Origin of the sequence: Paenibacillus sp. 1A_MP2 (assembly GCF_052244825.1) — a bacterium.
Lineage (GTDB): Bacteria > Bacillota > Bacilli > Paenibacillales > Paenibacillaceae > Paenibacillus > Paenibacillus vandeheii.
Genome location: NZ_JBQQCS010000005.1, coordinates 12,584 through 28,972, shown reverse-complemented (window position 1 = coordinate 28,972; position 16,389 = coordinate 12,584). Strand labels below are relative to the sequence as shown.

The 16,389-nt window shown below is 39.0% G+C and carries 13 protein-coding genes and 1 pseudogene; 2 read left to right on the top strand and 12 right to left on the bottom strand.

Translation table 11 applies throughout. The features are described 5' to 3' along the window. Positions 1–45: 45 nt before the first annotated feature. The 4 genes from ACTWJ7_RS34820 to ACTWJ7_RS34805 all read right to left on the bottom strand — a co-directional run bounded on the left by ACTWJ7_RS34820 (position 46) and on the right by ACTWJ7_RS34805 (position 3,344). On the bottom strand, positions 46–207 hold the full coding sequence (locus tag ACTWJ7_RS34820; RefSeq protein WP_443146561.1) for a hypothetical protein: 162 nt from the start codon (positions 205–207) through the stop codon (positions 46–48). Between the two features lie 445 nt (positions 208–652). Continuing rightward, entirely contained in the window at positions 653–1,135 is a 483-nt protein-coding gene (locus ACTWJ7_RS34815) for an AbrB/MazE/SpoVT family DNA-binding domain-containing protein (RefSeq protein ID WP_443146560.1), read from the bottom strand. Positions 1,136–1,928: 793 nt separating this feature from the next. Continuing rightward, positions 1,929–2,594 carry a hypothetical protein gene (locus ACTWJ7_RS34810; RefSeq protein WP_443146559.1) on the bottom strand — a complete coding sequence of 222 codons (666 nt, stop codon included), beginning with the start codon at positions 2,592–2,594 and terminating at the stop codon, positions 1,929–1,931. A 102-nt stretch (positions 2,595–2,696) separates the two neighbouring features. Further along, a complete protein-coding gene (locus ACTWJ7_RS34805; RefSeq protein WP_443146558.1) occupies positions 2,697–3,344 on the bottom strand; it encodes a recombinase family protein in 648 nt (215 codons plus the stop codon). A 337-nt stretch (positions 3,345–3,681) separates the two neighbouring features. Here ACTWJ7_RS34805 and ACTWJ7_RS34800 point away from each other — a divergent pair, with 337 nt between their 5' ends. Next, positions 3,682–4,155: a peptidoglycan-binding domain-containing protein gene (locus ACTWJ7_RS34800; RefSeq protein WP_443146557.1), complete on the top strand. Its 474-nt coding sequence runs from the start codon at positions 3,682–3,684 to the stop codon at positions 4,153–4,155. A gap of 40 nt (positions 4,156–4,195) precedes the next feature. Further along, complete coding sequence (locus ACTWJ7_RS34795; RefSeq protein ID WP_443146556.1) at positions 4,196–4,843, top strand: hypothetical protein; 648 nt, start codon at positions 4,196–4,198, stop codon at positions 4,841–4,843. A gap of 183 nt (positions 4,844–5,026) precedes the next feature. Here ACTWJ7_RS34795 and ACTWJ7_RS34790 read toward each other — a convergent pair whose 3' ends face one another. The 8 genes and pseudogenes from ACTWJ7_RS34790 to ACTWJ7_RS34755 all read right to left on the bottom strand — a co-directional run bounded on the left by ACTWJ7_RS34790 (position 5,027) and on the right by ACTWJ7_RS34755 (position 15,881). After that, positions 5,027–5,734, bottom strand: coding sequence for a tyrosine-type recombinase/integrase (locus ACTWJ7_RS34790; RefSeq protein ID WP_443146555.1), 708 nt, complete (start codon positions 5,732–5,734; stop codon positions 5,027–5,029). Further along, positions 5,731–7,536: pseudogene (locus tag ACTWJ7_RS34785) on the bottom strand (Tn3 family transposase); the annotation flags it as partial. The gene ACTWJ7_RS34790 and the pseudogene ACTWJ7_RS34785, both read right to left, overlap by 4 nt. Positions 7,537–7,595: 59 nt before the next feature. Then, complete coding sequence (locus tag ACTWJ7_RS34780) at positions 7,596–8,963, bottom strand: hypothetical protein (protein WP_443146554.1); 1,368 nt, start codon at positions 8,961–8,963, stop codon at positions 7,596–7,598. Continuing rightward, complete coding sequence (locus ACTWJ7_RS34775; protein ID WP_443146553.1) at positions 8,950–12,228, bottom strand: AAA domain-containing protein; 3,279 nt, start codon at positions 12,226–12,228, stop codon at positions 8,950–8,952. Before ACTWJ7_RS34775 ends, ACTWJ7_RS34780 begins: the two co-directional genes overlap by 14 nt. A gap of 624 nt (positions 12,229–12,852) precedes the next feature. Then, a complete protein-coding gene (locus tag ACTWJ7_RS34770; protein WP_443146552.1) occupies positions 12,853–13,413 on the bottom strand; it encodes a hypothetical protein in 561 nt (186 codons plus the stop codon). Between the two features lie 57 nt (positions 13,414–13,470). Beyond that, a complete protein-coding gene (locus tag ACTWJ7_RS34765) occupies positions 13,471–14,760 on the bottom strand; it encodes a competence protein CoiA family protein (RefSeq protein ID WP_443146551.1) in 1,290 nt (429 codons plus the stop codon). A gap of 219 nt (positions 14,761–14,979) precedes the next feature. Then, positions 14,980–15,399: a hypothetical protein gene (locus ACTWJ7_RS34760; protein ID WP_443146550.1), complete on the bottom strand. Its 420-nt coding sequence runs from the start codon at positions 15,397–15,399 to the stop codon at positions 14,980–14,982. 29 nt (positions 15,400–15,428) lie between these two features. Beyond that, entirely contained in the window at positions 15,429–15,881 is a 453-nt protein-coding gene (locus tag ACTWJ7_RS34755) for a hypothetical protein (protein ID WP_443146549.1), read from the bottom strand. Between the last annotated feature and the right edge of the window lie 508 nt (positions 15,882–16,389).

The following is a 16,389-nucleotide window of genomic DNA, read 5'->3' as shown; positions in this document are numbered from 1 at the left end:
CAAAAAACGCCCAAGTGGAACAGCTCCACCTGAGCGCTTTTTGGATTAGTGACCTAATAAGTGCTTGATAAACTCCCCGCCCCAAACGATGAACATTTGAATCAGCATTTGTCGTCCCTCACGAGATTTCAGAAAACCCCATGCACGACGACCAGCCCATTTCAAGCCTGTCCTCATAGAACGGATGACAGATTTGAATCGCTTCATTGCAAACCCTCCTTCCTTCTGCACATAACCGTATAAGTAAGTCAGCCATGAAATTATCAGTAGAGCATAAAGCATAAGCAGCTTGCCTATCGATCCAGATAAAATATGATAAGCACTTCAACAAAAATTATTTACAAAAGCACGTCGAAGCTCTGAAGGATCTCACAGGCAATCTACTTCCTACTCATTCCGGCTGCTCACTCTCGTATAAAATGACAGAAGGTGATTTCAGGATTTTCAAATTCAAGCTGAAGGAAACGAAATTGGGCATTTCCTTGTATTATCATCATAAGTAGTTTTATCCGGATCATGCCCTTCGCCAAATCGATCCTTTGTAACATTCCATTGGTTACAACCAATTCGCCTGGTTTAAACCAGGCAGAACAAAAAAGGCGCTCCCCCGACAATCCAGGAGAGCGCCTTTTTCATTCTCAGTTAGTGTTATTCAATTTTTGTACCAACTGACTGACTCGCCCCTGGGATATACCCAGCAGCTCGGCCCATTTTTTTGCGGTGCATCCGGGTACTGTTCCATGACCTTAGCCAGCCGGAAGAGTGTTTCCTTGCTTCGTGCCCATTTTGGTTTATTCGCTATTTCTTGCCCGTTATTTACTTCTTCCAACATAGCCACTTCCGGACTGGATGCCGCTTGCCCTTCAGGCAATTTCTCGTTTCCGGAAACCTGTTCCAAACATGAACCACAGATGAAATAATCCTTAAAATAAGACAGGCCTTCCGTGGAAGAACAAAACATGCATTCCAGGGTTCTATATTTCCTCAATGTCAGACGTTCATTTGCATCATCTACAAAATATTCAAACGGATCGCCAATATCAATTCCAAGTGTGCGCCTCAATTCCATCGGTAATACAATACGCCCCAAGGCATCCACATTACGTACCATTCCGGTATTTCTATCTTTCCTCATCACTTCTCCCTCTCCTATTTTTTCCTATTATACCATATAAACTAAATATACCTCTTATAAAGAGGTACGTTTAAGGTAGAATGGGATAGTCTTGAAAAGGAACAAACGTTCCCTTATAATTGGGTGATTAAAGAGTTTAGGAGCTGCTACAATGCTGAAGATTTAGAGCGCAAGATTCATAGAATCCTCTACAACTATTCCCTTCCGCGTAGAAGAATGCCTTCTATGCAAGAGTTAATGACTAAAACGGGTAAATCTCATGCAGAGATCCAAAAGTGCTTGACTGATCTGGAAGATAAGCTTTTTATTACCTGGGGCAACAAAAAGCACATCCATTAAAATACTACAAGGCTGGGAAGTCGTTGAATCCAAAGCTACCCCTATCGAGCCGATCAATAATATCGACTATTGGACACAACATTAGAAAAGCCAGCTACAATAGCTGGAGGGGATCAAAATCTATATTTTGCGGCTTTTTTTCTCTTGATAACGAATTAAGATGAACAATAGAACAGCAACGATTCCAAATACGAATAAGCCAATATCGACCTGTTCTGAATACTCTTCTGGAGAAATGAACATTTTAATCACCCCATGCTATTATTCGGCTCTCAGCCGTTTTTTTTAGTTGGCCATAATTTTAACGTTCGGGTATTGCTCTAAAAAGAAGCTGCTGCAGAAGGTTCCCTGGGATCCAAATTACTTCAAAAATCGAACAATAGATTTCCTGCCTAGAACTGTATGTAACTCACTCGGGTCTAAGTGTACGTTAGACCGGAGCTTCCCGTCTTAATTAAACCTCATATAGACTTTGGTTGTGATGCTTATAATTATATTTCATCTTTCTAATATTACCTGCCATGTAATTAGCCATAACGTTTACATTATGATTTAGTTTTAATAGGGTGCTGAATACAGGATCAGCTAAGCCTGGTAAATGCTCTGTTGTGTTTAAGTAATATGCATTAATTGCACCGGATGGATTTCGATTAAACCCTCTCATAACCCTATGGTTTCCATCTAAAATAATTACTGCGTTTGTTACAGAAACATGAGCTAAGATAATAGGTTCAGGATTATCAAACGCAGGACTTAAATATGCTGCATTTAATGAACTCATATCGAAATGCTTCATAATATCTGTATATCTCAATTTGACCACAGGATGTTTCGTTTTTTGAATGATATCTTTTAATTTATCAATATCCCATGTGAGTTGATAGTGGAATTTCCCCTCAGTGTCCATCCAAAATTCGTGATCATAATACTCTCGATTAGCTACACTTGGATATGTAGAAGGTAATGCCCTGCTAACTTGGCTAAAATGGGCAACCATTTCATCATAGTTTTTTATCTTTCGCTTAATAGGTGTACCTCTCATAAATGACATATCTAACATGGTAGACCAAAAATCCGACGTAGTATTTATAATTGGTTCGTTAATAATGATTGGTTTCAAGGACAAACGATCTCATTCCTTTCGCTATACTTTTTTAGTTTCCGGAAGATCCGGCTGCAGCATTGTATCCAATCCCTGGGCGCTAAGGGGCCCATGATCTTATCATCCCCCTATACCGTTTTCTTGCTCATATTCCCTCACAATCTTGTAGAACGTGTTCTTCTTCAGATCCAGCTTTCTCATAAATTCTACAGCAGTCAGCTTAGTATCCTTCCAGAGCTTATAGTTCGCATCCAGGATGCCCCTCTGAACTGGTTTAAGAGTGCCTAGATTAATTCGCGGCCGCCCAAGATACTTCCCTTTTTTCTTGGCTTCAGCAATCCCTTCAGCCTGCGCCTGTTTGATCCCTTTACGCTCTTCTTCAGCCAACCAGCTCAAGATCTGAAGAACCAGATCCATAATGAGCTGCCCGATCCCCTCCAACTCCTGGTACTTGCGGGTATCAAGGATTGGAATGTCGATCACCACAACATGAATTCTCGCATCGATCAACCATTGCCATTCTTTTAAGATATCCTGCTTGTTACGACCAAATCGATTGATGGATTTTACAAATAAGGTGTCGCCCTCTCGAAGTACACGTTTTAAAAACTGATACTCCGGACGGTCAAACTTCTTGCCACTGACCCTATCTACAAAAATATAATCCTCTGGAATACCCTGTTCCCGTAATACTGTTAATTGACTGTCCTCATTCTGATCTTTGGTGGATACCCTGGCATAACCATATATTCTCGTAAGTGTTCGCATAATCAACTCCTGTTAGTTTAAAAAGGTGATAAATTCATTGTAAACGTTTATAAAATAAATTCAATACCTTTAGGGATTGCCAATACACTATTTTCTTACTGTTTATACAGGTATACCTTTACGGACGGTTCAAAAAACATTTTAAAAATCTACCAACTTTTTCAGCACTCACAACGTTATTTTTTTAGATAGACAAATTTAATCAACAATATGATTAGATCCGTTAGATGAAATAAACAAGTAGGACCTTTTTCCCGATTTAGGTATAAATGGTGACTTTTACCTCTGGTTATGGTAGGTTTTAGTAGGAACATACATAACGAGGGAGGAAATCATTTTGAAGAAAACAGGAAAAGCTCTATTGGCTATGGCGCTCTTATCCGTAACTGTGTTGGGAGGCGTTGCATCGGCAGCAACTATTAGCAAAACAACTTGGCCTTCTGTAAAAGCTGGCTCAAGTGGTGGCTTTGTTAGTGCGTTACAGGCTGATCTCTGGTCTTCTGGTTACCAGAACACAGTTGGTACTGTTGATGGCAGTTTTGGTAGCGGAACCACCTCTGCCGTTAAATCCTTCCAGACTGCTGAAGGCTTAACCTCTGATGGTGTTGTTGGTAATGGCACATGGTCAAAACTGGATAATTATATGGTGTATAATACCGCTAATAGTCGTTTTTATCGAAACTCTGGAAGTACAACGTACCAAACCTACTATCTTATGCTTGCTGATGGATCTAAAAACACTCTAAACTATTTTTTAGAGTATCGCTCAAATAGAAACACAGTAAAAAGCGGAACTGTTTTTTCTGAATAGAATCAAACTATTATATTGAAAAATGAGAGGAGCATTAATAATGAAAAAGAAGAATACGATTGTTGCAGTGCTTGCTACGGTTACTCTACTGGGTGGTGCTGGCTTTGCTTATAACCAAGCATTAGCTTCAAACTTGGACGAGCAACCAACCACAAATTATGAATCGTCTTCAGTAGCTGAAGTGCAAATTACTACTCCTACAGAGGGAACACCGCTAGCAGAAACTCCTGAAGGTCAACTTGCTGAACGTAAACAACTTGAGCTGGAGGATATTGGTGAAGTGAATATCCCTTTAAATTTGGATACTTCTTCAGTAGCTGGTATTATGTCTACAAATGAAACTGAGAACAACCCTATTGTAGAGCTTGTTGAAGTTCAAGCATCCGAGAATATTTATGGAAAAGAGGTTTATGCCACTTATCGATTGGCCAAAGGTCAAGAGATTTTTATCTCTCAATCTGAGGATGTTTTAGAGAATGAACAAGCAACTGTGGAATTAGCAAAATCCTGGTATGATCCAAACAATGTTTCTACTCAAGAAATTAATGGCGCTACTGCTGTCATTGAAGATGGTGAAACAAGAAAAACGGTTCACTTGATTAAAGACGATGTAATGTATACTATTTGTTCAAATGGCGCGGACAACCTTGATCAGTTAATCGAGATTGCAAACGGAATCCAGCCTTAAGTAATTATAGAAAAGCAAAGCATCTCCTTCAGGAGATGCTTTTTTGCTACGTTTATGTCTCCAACTTGCATTCTTACCCTACAAGCACCCATGCCAGAAAATAGAATCGTCTGTTTTGAAATATATAGAATCTGTTTCTAGGGGTAGTACCAGCGTAGCTGACACCACCCGCAAACTAATGGATTAAATTGGGGATTTATTAATAACCTCGTTATATTCATTTTGTGCATCGGTAATCGCCAGCTTTGAATAAACTTCTAATGACTTTCTGCTTTCATGGCCGGAATACGGTTGAATCAGCGCGTCATCGATGCCTTGCTTTTTTAGCCAGGCTAATAGAAAGTGACGTAGTTTATGAGGAGACAGGTTTTGAGATAACTTGGCCTCCTCTGAATATTTGGCCAAAATCTTGCGGATTCCCCTGTCCGTGTACTTTTTCTTCCATGAGGACTCAAACAAATAGGCAGCTTGCTTCTTTTTCATCGAATCTGCGTGCATGGGCAGCAGTTCTTTGAAAGTCTGAGGAAATGGAACAATGCGGTCTTTGCTACCCTTTCCTTTGTTGATCCGGATCTGACAGTAATGAAAATCGATGTCCGCCAGCTTGATGCTGATTAACTCACTGACCCGGACACCTGTATACATGAGGGTTTTCATGATCACCATGTCCTGAAAATTCTTGGCCTTCCAAACCACTTCATAGTATCTTTTTAATTCTTCTTCTGTCGGCACGTAAGGCAGCTTCTTTGATGATTTTGGGACATCAATTTCAAGCTCGCTTCTTAAATGCTGAAACAAACTTTTTAAGTAAGCATAGTCCGGTCGTTCTGCGCGAAGATACTTCGCCAGTTCCCGGGCATTTTTTTTTGCGGATACGCGTTTTTCAATCATGCCAGTTCACCTTCCAATGGAAGTCTTTCCTTCATGTCCAATCGGAATGTGCCATATGGATTAACGTGTGTATAGATTAAGGGTGTCACCGCACGTAAATCTTCCGGTGTCATTAGATCAAACCATTTCTTCTCCGATAAAACATTCTGGAACATGATGGTATTAATGTAGACTAAGCAATTTTGCAGCAGATGAAGAGATAAAACGGCCATCTCTTGATCTTCCATGCGATTTGTGGCAATTTCGCCACCCTTGCCATAGAAGATAAACCCGTTGGCCGAATTCCAGTTTTCCACAACATTTAAACCAGCATTAATCTCTCGGCGTAATTCTTCCGAATGCAAATATTCACAAAGGAAGATGGTTTTAGCTGCCTTACCCAACTCTCCTAGCGCCTGATACGTTGGATGCTTCAAGTTATTCCGGGTAAACCTTTTCAGAATGGCTTCTGTTTCAGCCGTACCAAGCCGTAAGGCTGTTGCATACTTCATCATTTGATCATATTTCTGACGGATCAGTTCCCAATTAATCGGGCGCGTGAGTACATGCTGAAGGCGGGCATATGCTTCAGTCATTCCCGACTCCGGACGGTATAACTTTTGTGTATGAATAGCTTTTAATCGAGGCTTGAGTTTGTAACCAAGTAAATGACAAAAGGCAAATGCAACCTCACTTTGTCCATGAGAATCAACATAATTTTTCTCCACTTCCATATCGGTGCAGTGGCGTAACAACCCTTCCATCATCGCGGCGACATCTGATGAAGAACAAGATTTAAGCTGCGAGTAAATGCAAGTCGAATTTTTCTCTACGTGCCAATATATCATAACACCGCGGCCGCGGTACCGGATATGCCATTCCGTCATAAGGTTCTGATCCCACGCCCCGAATTTCTTTGAATCGGAGGCGCAAGAGGTTGTTCCTTCACCCCATATTTCCTGCATCCGTACTTTGAAAATAGCGTTCACTACTTCGGAAATTGCGTTGCGAAGGTTATCCTTGTGAATGAATTTGCGGTAAAGAAGATCTTTATAGCTTTCACCGTGATCACCGGCGCTGACACGCTTTGAACCGGTATTTGTTCCCAAACCGTAAAGAGATAAGATCAACCGCTTTTGCAGCGTATCCCGGTCTAATATTTCTCGATGGGCCACCGTCTTGAACATTTCTGTAAACGAAATACGTAAATCGGTTTCCTTCAAAATATCAAGCAAACTGGTCATTGGCCAGCGGCGCGTAATTTCACCTTTGATCCGAATTAAATTAACCGGCTCTGCTTGCGGTTCCAACGGAGAAACCGAGATCCAGCCTTTACCTTTATCAGTAATCCGTACTTTAGGGTTTTTCGGCATTCCCTCGTTTAATTTTCCAAGACCTTGAATCATTTCCTGTTTAAGTGCCGTGATAAAGGAGTCCGCATCCAGCGGCTGATTTAAAGCTTTGTAGTTTTCCTCTCGGCGTTCCTCGAAGTCTGCCGGCAGATCCTCATCCGGATTTCGATATCGGTTCGCTCCGGATACCCAAATTTCTTTACACCGTAACTTATCCCGGAGCATTTGCAAGGCGCTGATTTCATAATTGATCCGGTTTACTCGTTCTTGTCCCTTTTCATCTTTTTCTATGATAATTTCTTTGTAGTTAGTGCGGATCACGCCATTGATCGGAATTTCGTCGGTTAAGGGAAAATAGTGCATTCCCGTTTGTGTGTACTTCTTGATTAGCTCGAGCGCGTGAATCACCGGACGGTGCACGTCGTTATTAGAACGAAAATCAAGAATAGATAAATAAATTTCTCTAAAATAAAAAACCTTCGTTTAATAGACGAAGGTTTTATTGAGAGGATATTTAAGCTTTATTCCTTTTACGACGCAATGTCAGGAAATAGATTTTTTATCAAATTGATATGTGCTTTGTTATAAGTCAGAATACCGACTTCCTGCAAAAAACATTCCCCTCTTAGATGAAACGGTTTGTGTTGGATTGTAAGCATGTACTCATCATCTACGATAATTCGAGTGCCTCTTATATCAGGGTATTCCTTTGATAAAACAGTTTTTACATTAGACTTTTCTTTTATTTTTGAGACTACAGTGTTTGATCTTTCCCCATGGCCAATATAGATCGCCGAATGTTGAGAGATTGCTTCGATTAAGGCTAGCAGGCTATATTCACTTTTTTCTAACATGTACAGGTTATCTGTGATAATGGTAACCTCTCTAGGTTTCTTTTGGGTTAGAGATCGTAGAATGTCTTGATACTCCTGGTAAATCATAAGTCGATCTGTAAAATAGCTGTTGTAGATCTGATCCGTGTCTACACTTGAATTTTGGAGGTGTGTCACAAACTCAAAGCGCTTATTCTCTAAAGTTTGTATGTCATACGCTTCTTCAGGATACCAATTGAAGGTGTTTTTGGATTTTATTCGTTGCTTGTGTTCCCATGTATCATACATTTCATCACATGATTTAGGATGATTTTTCATTTGGTCTCTTAAACATGTGTGATACAAATCTTTATTATCACTGCTGATCAGTTCAAAAGCGAGATTGTCAGTATCTCGGGAGTAGTAAACATGTACTGGGATTTGTTCGTATACACGGTCAAAATCCTCAATTGAAATGACCCGGTATAATTCGTCCATTCCAGCCGTTTCATCATCCATATATCTATCCCGATTATCCCTAACTCTTATATTATATAATTCCCTGATTTCATGTTCGTAGGTAGTAAGAAAATCGCCATTTAAATCTTTAATATTATTTAGGTAAACCATACATTTAGATCTATTCCTCATCTTGGATCTCATCATGCTTTCATCTTTTACAATTTCTCCAGTAAGCATGTTGAAATAGACACTGTCTATAAAATCCGGTTCAATTCGAATGGATCTCAATCCAAGTAAAACTTTTCTTCCGGCATCCGTCAGGGAGATCAACTTTCCCATATGACTAATGTAATCAGCTACACCGAGCTCCAGAAGAATTTTGTCCAAATAGTCTTTGTCTATGCCAAGGACTTCTCCTATCTCATCATAGTTCGTCCATTTCTGTTCAAGAAGGCGTAGAACCATTTCTTGCGCCAAAGGCAGTAGATATTCCCGACGAGTAGTTATATTTAACTTCATACGAACGTATGGAATGCCGATCGTAATTGTTTTTAAATAGATTTGACCCTCAATATTGGGAGGGATTTTTGATTTCAAATCTAGAATGTATTCATTTTCTCGCATCACTTGGCTCCTTGTATTCAATAATTTCACAGCCTTCTCTTTGAGACATATATCGGTCTATTTCTGGAAGTTTGTTTGTCGGTAGTCTATTTCCCATGAAATGATCTTTGTCTCCAACGATTAGTAATAATCTTCGTGCTCTGGACAGTGCCACATTAATTCTCTGCGCTAACTTTTGAAATCCAATGTCATTATCTTTGTTACTGCGGACGGTGCTAAAAATGACAATGTCTTTGTCTTTTCCCTGATATGCATCTACCGTATTGACCTCAATATTCTTGATGTTTTTGAAGTCAGCTCTCGCAACAAAATCTCTAATAATAGATTTTTGATAGCTGTAACCCGTAATTACTGCGATTTCATACCCACTAGCAGCCTCTTCTTTGTCAATATCCCAAAGCATCTGTTTTATAATTTGAATTTCTTTTTCATTTTTAAATGACTTTGTATTTTGTTGCGTTCTATGCTTTTGTTCTCTCCGATTGTATTCCCTACTTGTACTCACCCATATCAGTTGCTTTCCTTGATACAACTGTAGTTCATGGGTTCGTTCTTCATCGGGAATTCCAGTTTGAATCTCATTACTATAAAAGACATTACTAATCATATCACCTATGGTTCGGTGCATCCGGTATTGCGTCGTTAAGCGGATTCGGTTCGATTTCGGAAAGCTATCGTACAGGCGTTTGAATATACCACTATCAAAATCTTCTTGTTTTCCATCAGAAGTTAGCTTGATAGCCTCTGTATTTAAAATAGGTGGCAGCTGTTGATGATCTCCAACTAAAATCAGCCGGCTGCCTTTAAGGAGCGGTATAAGAAGTTCTGGTACACTTGCTTTTGCTCCTTCATCAACAATGACATAATCAAAATTCATATTTCGGGTAGATGGATTCGAATTAAAGCCTGTACAGGTTCCCGCAACAATCGTGGCATTTTCAATAAGCCGTGATTCTGAATCGCTGGCAATGCCGAGACGATCTATCCAGTTACGTTGGATTGTAGCGGTACGTATAATCCGTTGTTTTTCTGGTTCATCCTGGTATTTCGCTTCGAATTGCTGTATCAGCAATTCTTCCTCCTCTGAACGTTGCGTTTGGGAGTGAAGTTCAACGTAGCGATTTAGCTCATCCGTATCAATTCCATGCTGTGAGATCAGCTCATTCATCTTTCGGTTAGAGGCTTCTTTGGTTTCAATAGCCCATAAACTCCTGACATTTGAGACACTAAATTTATCTCGAATCGCCGGCAATATATTATTATCATGTCCAATCCGAATTACTTTTGTGCTAATATCTTGTTGAAAATCTAGCCCTTCTAACACATTATCAACAGCGGTATGTGATTGAGAAACAATGAGAATTTTAAACTTCTCCTGTGAGATATCGGCATTATTACGATGTAGGATTTGATTTACAAATTCTCGAATTACCGTCGTTTTCCCCGTTCCAGGAGGTCCCTGTATTACGGCAATAGAAGATGTATTGAGGGCCACTTTTACAGAATCCTTCTGATTCCCATCTAATCTTTTATTAAAGAAATCAATGTCATTAAAACCCTCTACTGATTTTGGGGTTTCAAAACCTAAGATGATATCGCGCAAATTCTCATTACATACTGCCTCATCGCTATTTAAAGCACGAATAGCGCTCATTTGTTTATCAATTAGAGTAAGTTTAAAACGATAATCTTCTACGAGTTTCCCCGAATTGGGAATTCCTCTGACTCTTTTTGGAGATTCAACGATGAGAAACACTGAATCGTCCTGGTAAGTAATTTCCTTGAACTTCCCAACAACCACTATTTTTGCTCTGTTTTTACTATTTGGGTCTTCTAATTTGGGATCAAAGATAATGGTTGTTTCATTCGTAAATCCTAAGCTTTCTATTGTTGTATCTTTCAACTCAAACTCTGTCGTATGATCTTCTGTGTTATAGCGATAGTTTAAGTATTCTACGGTTTTTGCAGCTGAGACAAGCAAGTCTTTTTCGTTTTCAAGATACTCTGACCAAATTCCAAAAAACTTCTCAAATTCAGTTTGTTTACTCGCATCCGATTGGTAATCGGTCCGATGATCGACGAGATCGTTTACAACTTCGAAGGTATGGTGAACTACCTGTGTATTGAGTCGTAAAGCTGAATGGTTAAAGATAGGTTTACCAGCTATACGTAAGTATTTTTTCTCATAAAACGTTCGCTCAGTCTGCTGTTTAATGAATTTAATTTCATGAACCAAAAAATATTCATCGTGCTCCCTATACAAGCCTTTCAAAAGATATCCATCTGTTGAGAAAAAAGATACTTCATCGTCGTCATTCAACCTGCCATACTCTAGTTTTGAATCGACAAATCCATATATATCTTTTTCAAACCACTTGTTTAAATATTGATCAATAAACACATCACTGTGGATGCCTTTTGGCACAAATTTCTGTCTTTTGGCCTTCTCTAGCATCTCATGAGTGAACATGATGGAAAATTTCGTATCCGACATTAGAGATCCCATGATCTGAGCTAGGTCTCGCTTGAGATCGGTGATCGTTTCATATCTTTCATCAAGCTCGGGGTTAACAGCCCTTATCAGGACTTCCTTTAATGATGGAATAATGTCGGAACTTCTTGAAATGGAATCCTGTAACTTATGAGGCAATTCGGGCACAGATCCAGTTAGGAGAAAGTAAATGGTGGCTCCTAAAGAGTAAATGTCACTTTGAAAAGAGGCATTTTCTGGGTGATAGCCGACTTCTGGAGCTGTATAGTGATTAGAACCATATTTATAAGTCGTATCACCTGTAACCATTCCCTTGATCTTGGAGAGACCGAAATCAATGAGCTTCGCCTGTCTGTAATCTACGATCATTATATTAGATGGTTTGATATCTCTATGCAGTATAGCTTGGCTATGAGCAGCTTCAACAGCATCAATAAGCTGCTGAATGATTCTTATTTTGTCAACGCTTTCGATTAACGAACGATCTATGGTTTGGAGGGTTTCTCCACTAATATGCTCAAGAAATATTCTCCCTTTTTGGCCGCCATTCTCACCAGCAGCAAACTCAAACTTATACATTTGGACAATATGATTATGGCGAAGCTTTCGTAAAGCTCCTACCTCTCTTTCAAAAAGAAGTCTCGTAAATCGGTCCAGATTTCCTTTTGTCTCTTTTAAGACAATGTACTGCTGCTGATCCATGTCAAAGTACCGTTTGATCAAGGAAAATTCAGTTTCAGCAATTGTCTCAAGTTGCTGTGAATTAATATCCATCGATATGCCTCTTTTCCTGCATCATTTTTCCTATATTATATCATAACGATTTGAAAGAAACGGAATGGAACACACATTCGCACCTGGTTCTATCTGGCTTTAAGTATGATGTGATGTGAGTATAGAAAGTGATTTTTCAGAGTTTAGACCAGCTTGGAAGAGGCTTTTATAGGAGATTAAATGCGTTCCCCAAGTATTTATATACACAAAAAGACCCCGAACATTAGCCGGAACTTTCGATTACTTATTTAAACGTCAATTCGTGATGTATTAAAGCTTTAATGAGCCAAGCATAATGAATTTTTAGAGGAACTACACTATTCTTATCAAGATGAATAAATTTTCATCGTTATAATGAAATACAATCTATTAGTAGAGACTTAACAACCACATTTAGCATTTTGCTTTAACAATCGAAACTACTGATTGATAGCTTTTTATATATTATTCCTAGAAGACCCTCTAAAACCGCCTTTAGTTACCAAATCCGTGACTTTTCATCTACGTTCCTCCTTTATGGCTGCTGATTAGCCGTCACTCTTTTCTTGAAAACTATTTTTCGTATATCCGATCGATACATTGCTGAGCTGTATTCCAGAATGCACATCCTTATTAGAGGATACTCTATACCTGGTTAATCTTAAGAAGATAAACTACCTTCTCAGTACGTGTTTCGGGTTTCACCCTAGTAACACCAGATACATCAAACCGTTCAATTACCCAGCTGGGAACGTCTGCCGCAGGATCTGGACTTGACACTCTTAAAAGGGAGCTTTCGGGATCAAAAACGAATTCTAGATACTCTCTGTCCGGTCTGTACCCTTCAGGTGAAAAATGGTCTGTAAGTACAAAAGCCCGTGGAACTTCCATTTGCCCAAAATAGTATCTCGGCTTTGATATTAACTCAGTTAATCCATTAAATTGTGCTTCTTCGCTATCTCCTCGTGGATAGATGATTCCTGCAGCCACATTATTTTTATGATCTTCAACCTTTTTGAACAATTCATCAATAGAATGACATTCTTCATCTTCTTCCTCACCAGTAATACCGGTACTCCAACCGGTACTCCAGGTAATCCAAAGGTTTCCCTCATTTTCTTCATCTACTTCGACTACAGTAAACGCCCAGATCTGTCCATTTACAACACAATCGTATGTACTGCCAACCTTGAATGTTTCCTTCATCGTTAACCGCCCTTCCATACTATAATTGTTCGAACTACGTTTATTCATTATAACAAACTATAAATCTACAATCTCAATAAGGTGTATCTTCACATTGGGATCCGATATTTTTCCCAGTGCTTCAAAAGCCATTTTCTTAATATCACGAAGGTCCCATCCCTTAAAAATAACTAGCTCCCTATTATGTCTCAAATATTGCGCCAGTAAGGCGGCATCCTCTACAGAGATGTACTTTCGTTTAAGCCTTTCGATGAGGTATGTAACGGTCCCATCATCCCAATAGATCACCGGAAGATCATTTTGAGGTTTGTTCTGTCTCACAATTTGTGGTAATGGTATTTCAACATCATTCAATTGATTGGTGTCCTCTGTTCTTCCTTCATCAATTTGCGTGAGGCGATCTACCCCCTTAGCAAAATCTGATTTAAAAATATCCATTTGCCGATTTTCGAAATCATCATTAGATAACTGAAGGTAATCCTGAATTACCAAAGCTTCAGTGAGTTGCATCTTATACCCCGTAGTTACAGCAAATGCTCGGTATGGGGGCTCAAGTTCATCAAAGATGATTCTATGAACAGAAAACGATATTCCATCAGGCGTGGAATGAACATAGTACAGGCTGCGGACATCATTTTGGAGAATCTGTTTCTCATTATAATTAAACACCTCTGATATCGAGTAAGTATCGTTACCAGATAGATTATTCAGTAGTTTATCCCATTTGTGATCCCAATCTGTTTTGGTACTAAGAAGGGTCTCAGATTCCCAAAGAAACAATACTCTATATGATAAATCTAAACTCAGCTCTTGATTCTCTATAAACCAGATATTATGTAAGCCTTTCTCATCGAAATATTGATTCCTTTTTCGAATTATCTTTACGAGTGACTCATCACCCTTCTGATAAACATTGGTCAGGACTGATATACCAAACTCATAGTGGCCCTTTTTCACAATGATATCAGGGACAATTTTCCAACTTCCCCCAGCTTTCGCTTTATAGCCATGCTCCACTTTAAGATCAGGCTTATATCTCTCCTGCGTTCTCAAGTCATCGTAAATGACCTCCCGTATTACCGAGTGCTGAGCTGATTCTCTCTTCACTTGCTGCTCGTATTGTTCATATGAATGGGCAACTGTACAGGACTTTCCCTGTTTATGTGCAAAATGAGGTTCATTCATGTTCCCCGCACGAAGTATGAGATATTCATCACAGAAAGGACATCTAAAACCATATTTTCTGCCCTTTTTCCTGATCTCTGTGATAGCCAGATCTTTCTGAGGGTATTTATTGAATTCGTCAAAGAGAGAGATTAGATTATTCTCGTAATTGGCAATTTGCAAATCATTCCACTCCTTTCCTACATACTCAACTAGAATTTGGTCAAAGACTTAAATCCAACCTATAGCTTTTCCATCGCACTATAAACACTTTTAAATCTGATTTGTAATGTGTTTCTACGGCCACCCTCACTTGTGGAGATTGAAAAAAACAAAGTCATTCGAATTAGTGCTTGATTCGCTTAAAAATCCATCCAAAGTCTACACCCAAAAGTAAGATTCTTATTTAACTCGAGTTTGTTCATACTGTTTTGTAATGCTCTCTTTGAGAGATTTCCACCGCTCGAGTGTTTCGTTCAACTTTTCAACGGCATCTCGAACAGTCGGTCCTTCAATATAATTAATAGCAGGCTGTAAGTGTATCTCATATTTCGTATTCCAAAAGACAATATCGCCTAAATAGCGATCGATATCTAATTCAGGATCAGCTAGATTCACGATAATTTCCGTAGCCTCATCCAACGACTTTAGGAATTCAAAATATAACTGCCGATTTAAACCATCATAAAATGGACCTTCCGAATTGTAGATTTCTTCAAGAATATCATGAAATACTGACCATCCATCGTAAACTTGACCAGCACCGAAAACTTTTGGATCTATTTTTTTCAATTGGGTTATTACATCATTCAATTCCATCATCGTGTTGTACTCATTTTCATTCATTCTTTTTACAATAATAATTGGAGAGTCTTGTTCTTCCTGCACTTTGATAGGTTCAGCATCAATGGGGGAACCTGTTCCTCCTGCACTTTGATAGATTCAGCTAATATAATTTTTGCACGTTCTTTATATCCGATTGTGATAACAACGATGCCAAGGCCAAACAATGTAGCCCAATCTCCAGCTCTTTGCACAATCCAAAACCCTGTTAGATTGTTGAGTACAGGGAGTGGTAATAACGAAGAGAGAGATGCGATAAGAAAAACCAGACCGCCAACAAATGTGTTAGTGGCCCACTTATCATTGCTTTTCACATCGCTGTAATAATCCGCTAAGGTAAATAATGCTGCAGCTATGGATAGTAATGCAATAAACAATGTTGGAACCTCAATGATAAATCTTATAAAAGAAATGATCATATAAAAATAGCCTAGCCCTATAGTAATAATTATCGATTTCAATTTATAAATCCGCTCCTGGATTAATGATTTTAAAGTTTATTCAAGAATTTTGGGCATGCTGAAGCTTCCATATATTATCTTGGCTATAAGATTCCAACATATCGCAAGCTCAATAAAAGACATACAACTCCAAGGTCAATCTTAGCTAGGAAACGTTGAGCCTAGCCCCCACGTTAGGTTCCCTTTTTACTATCTATAAGACCACATCCAAACCGGGCTTTCATAAGACAAGTAGAACGAATATTTGGTTGTTTAGCCATTACAATGAGTTCTCAATGATGTCTTCCAGTTGTTTTCTTAGATTTTCAATTTCTATAAGAAGTTCTTCATACCGTTCTTGGCTACTACAGGATCGGCATTCTTTCTCCAGTTCATCTATTTCCGTGTTTAGAATTTCACGCATTAGTATCCTTTCCATCTCTTGATTCGCGGAAGGTGTAAAATATACATCACTACACGGTATACATTTAAGAGCTGAGAGTTCCGGCAGCTTAACCTTCTTCTGCTC

Coding starts and splice junctions, on each gene's coding strand:
- ACTWJ7_RS34820 (WP_443146561.1), bottom strand. CDS start 207: ATGAAGCGATTCAAATCTGTCATCCGTTCTATGAGGACAGGCTTGAAA.
- ACTWJ7_RS34815 (WP_443146560.1), bottom strand. CDS start 1,135: ATGAGGAAAGATAGAAATACCGGAATGGTACGTAATGTGGATGCCTTG.
- ACTWJ7_RS34805 (WP_443146558.1), bottom strand. CDS start 3,344: ATGCGAACACTTACGAGAATATATGGTTATGCCAGGGTATCCACCAAA.
- ACTWJ7_RS34795 (WP_443146556.1), top strand. CDS start 4,196: ATGAAAAAGAAGAATACGATTGTTGCAGTGCTTGCTACGGTTACTCTA.
- ACTWJ7_RS34790 (WP_443146555.1), bottom strand. CDS start 5,734: ATGATTGAAAAACGCGTATCCGCAAAAAAAAATGCCCGGGAACTGGCG.
- ACTWJ7_RS34780 (WP_443146554.1), bottom strand. CDS start 8,963: ATGCGAGAAAATGAATACATTCTAGATTTGAAATCAAAAATCCCTCCC.
- ACTWJ7_RS34775 (WP_443146553.1), bottom strand. CDS start 12,228: ATGGATATTAATTCACAGCAACTTGAGACAATTGCTGAAACTGAATTT.
- ACTWJ7_RS34770 (WP_443146552.1), bottom strand. CDS start 13,413: ATGAAGGAAACATTCAAGGTTGGCAGTACATACGATTGTGTTGTAAAT.
- ACTWJ7_RS34760 (WP_443146550.1), bottom strand. CDS start 15,399: ATGATGGAATTGAATGATGTAATAACCCAATTGAAAAAAATAGATCCA.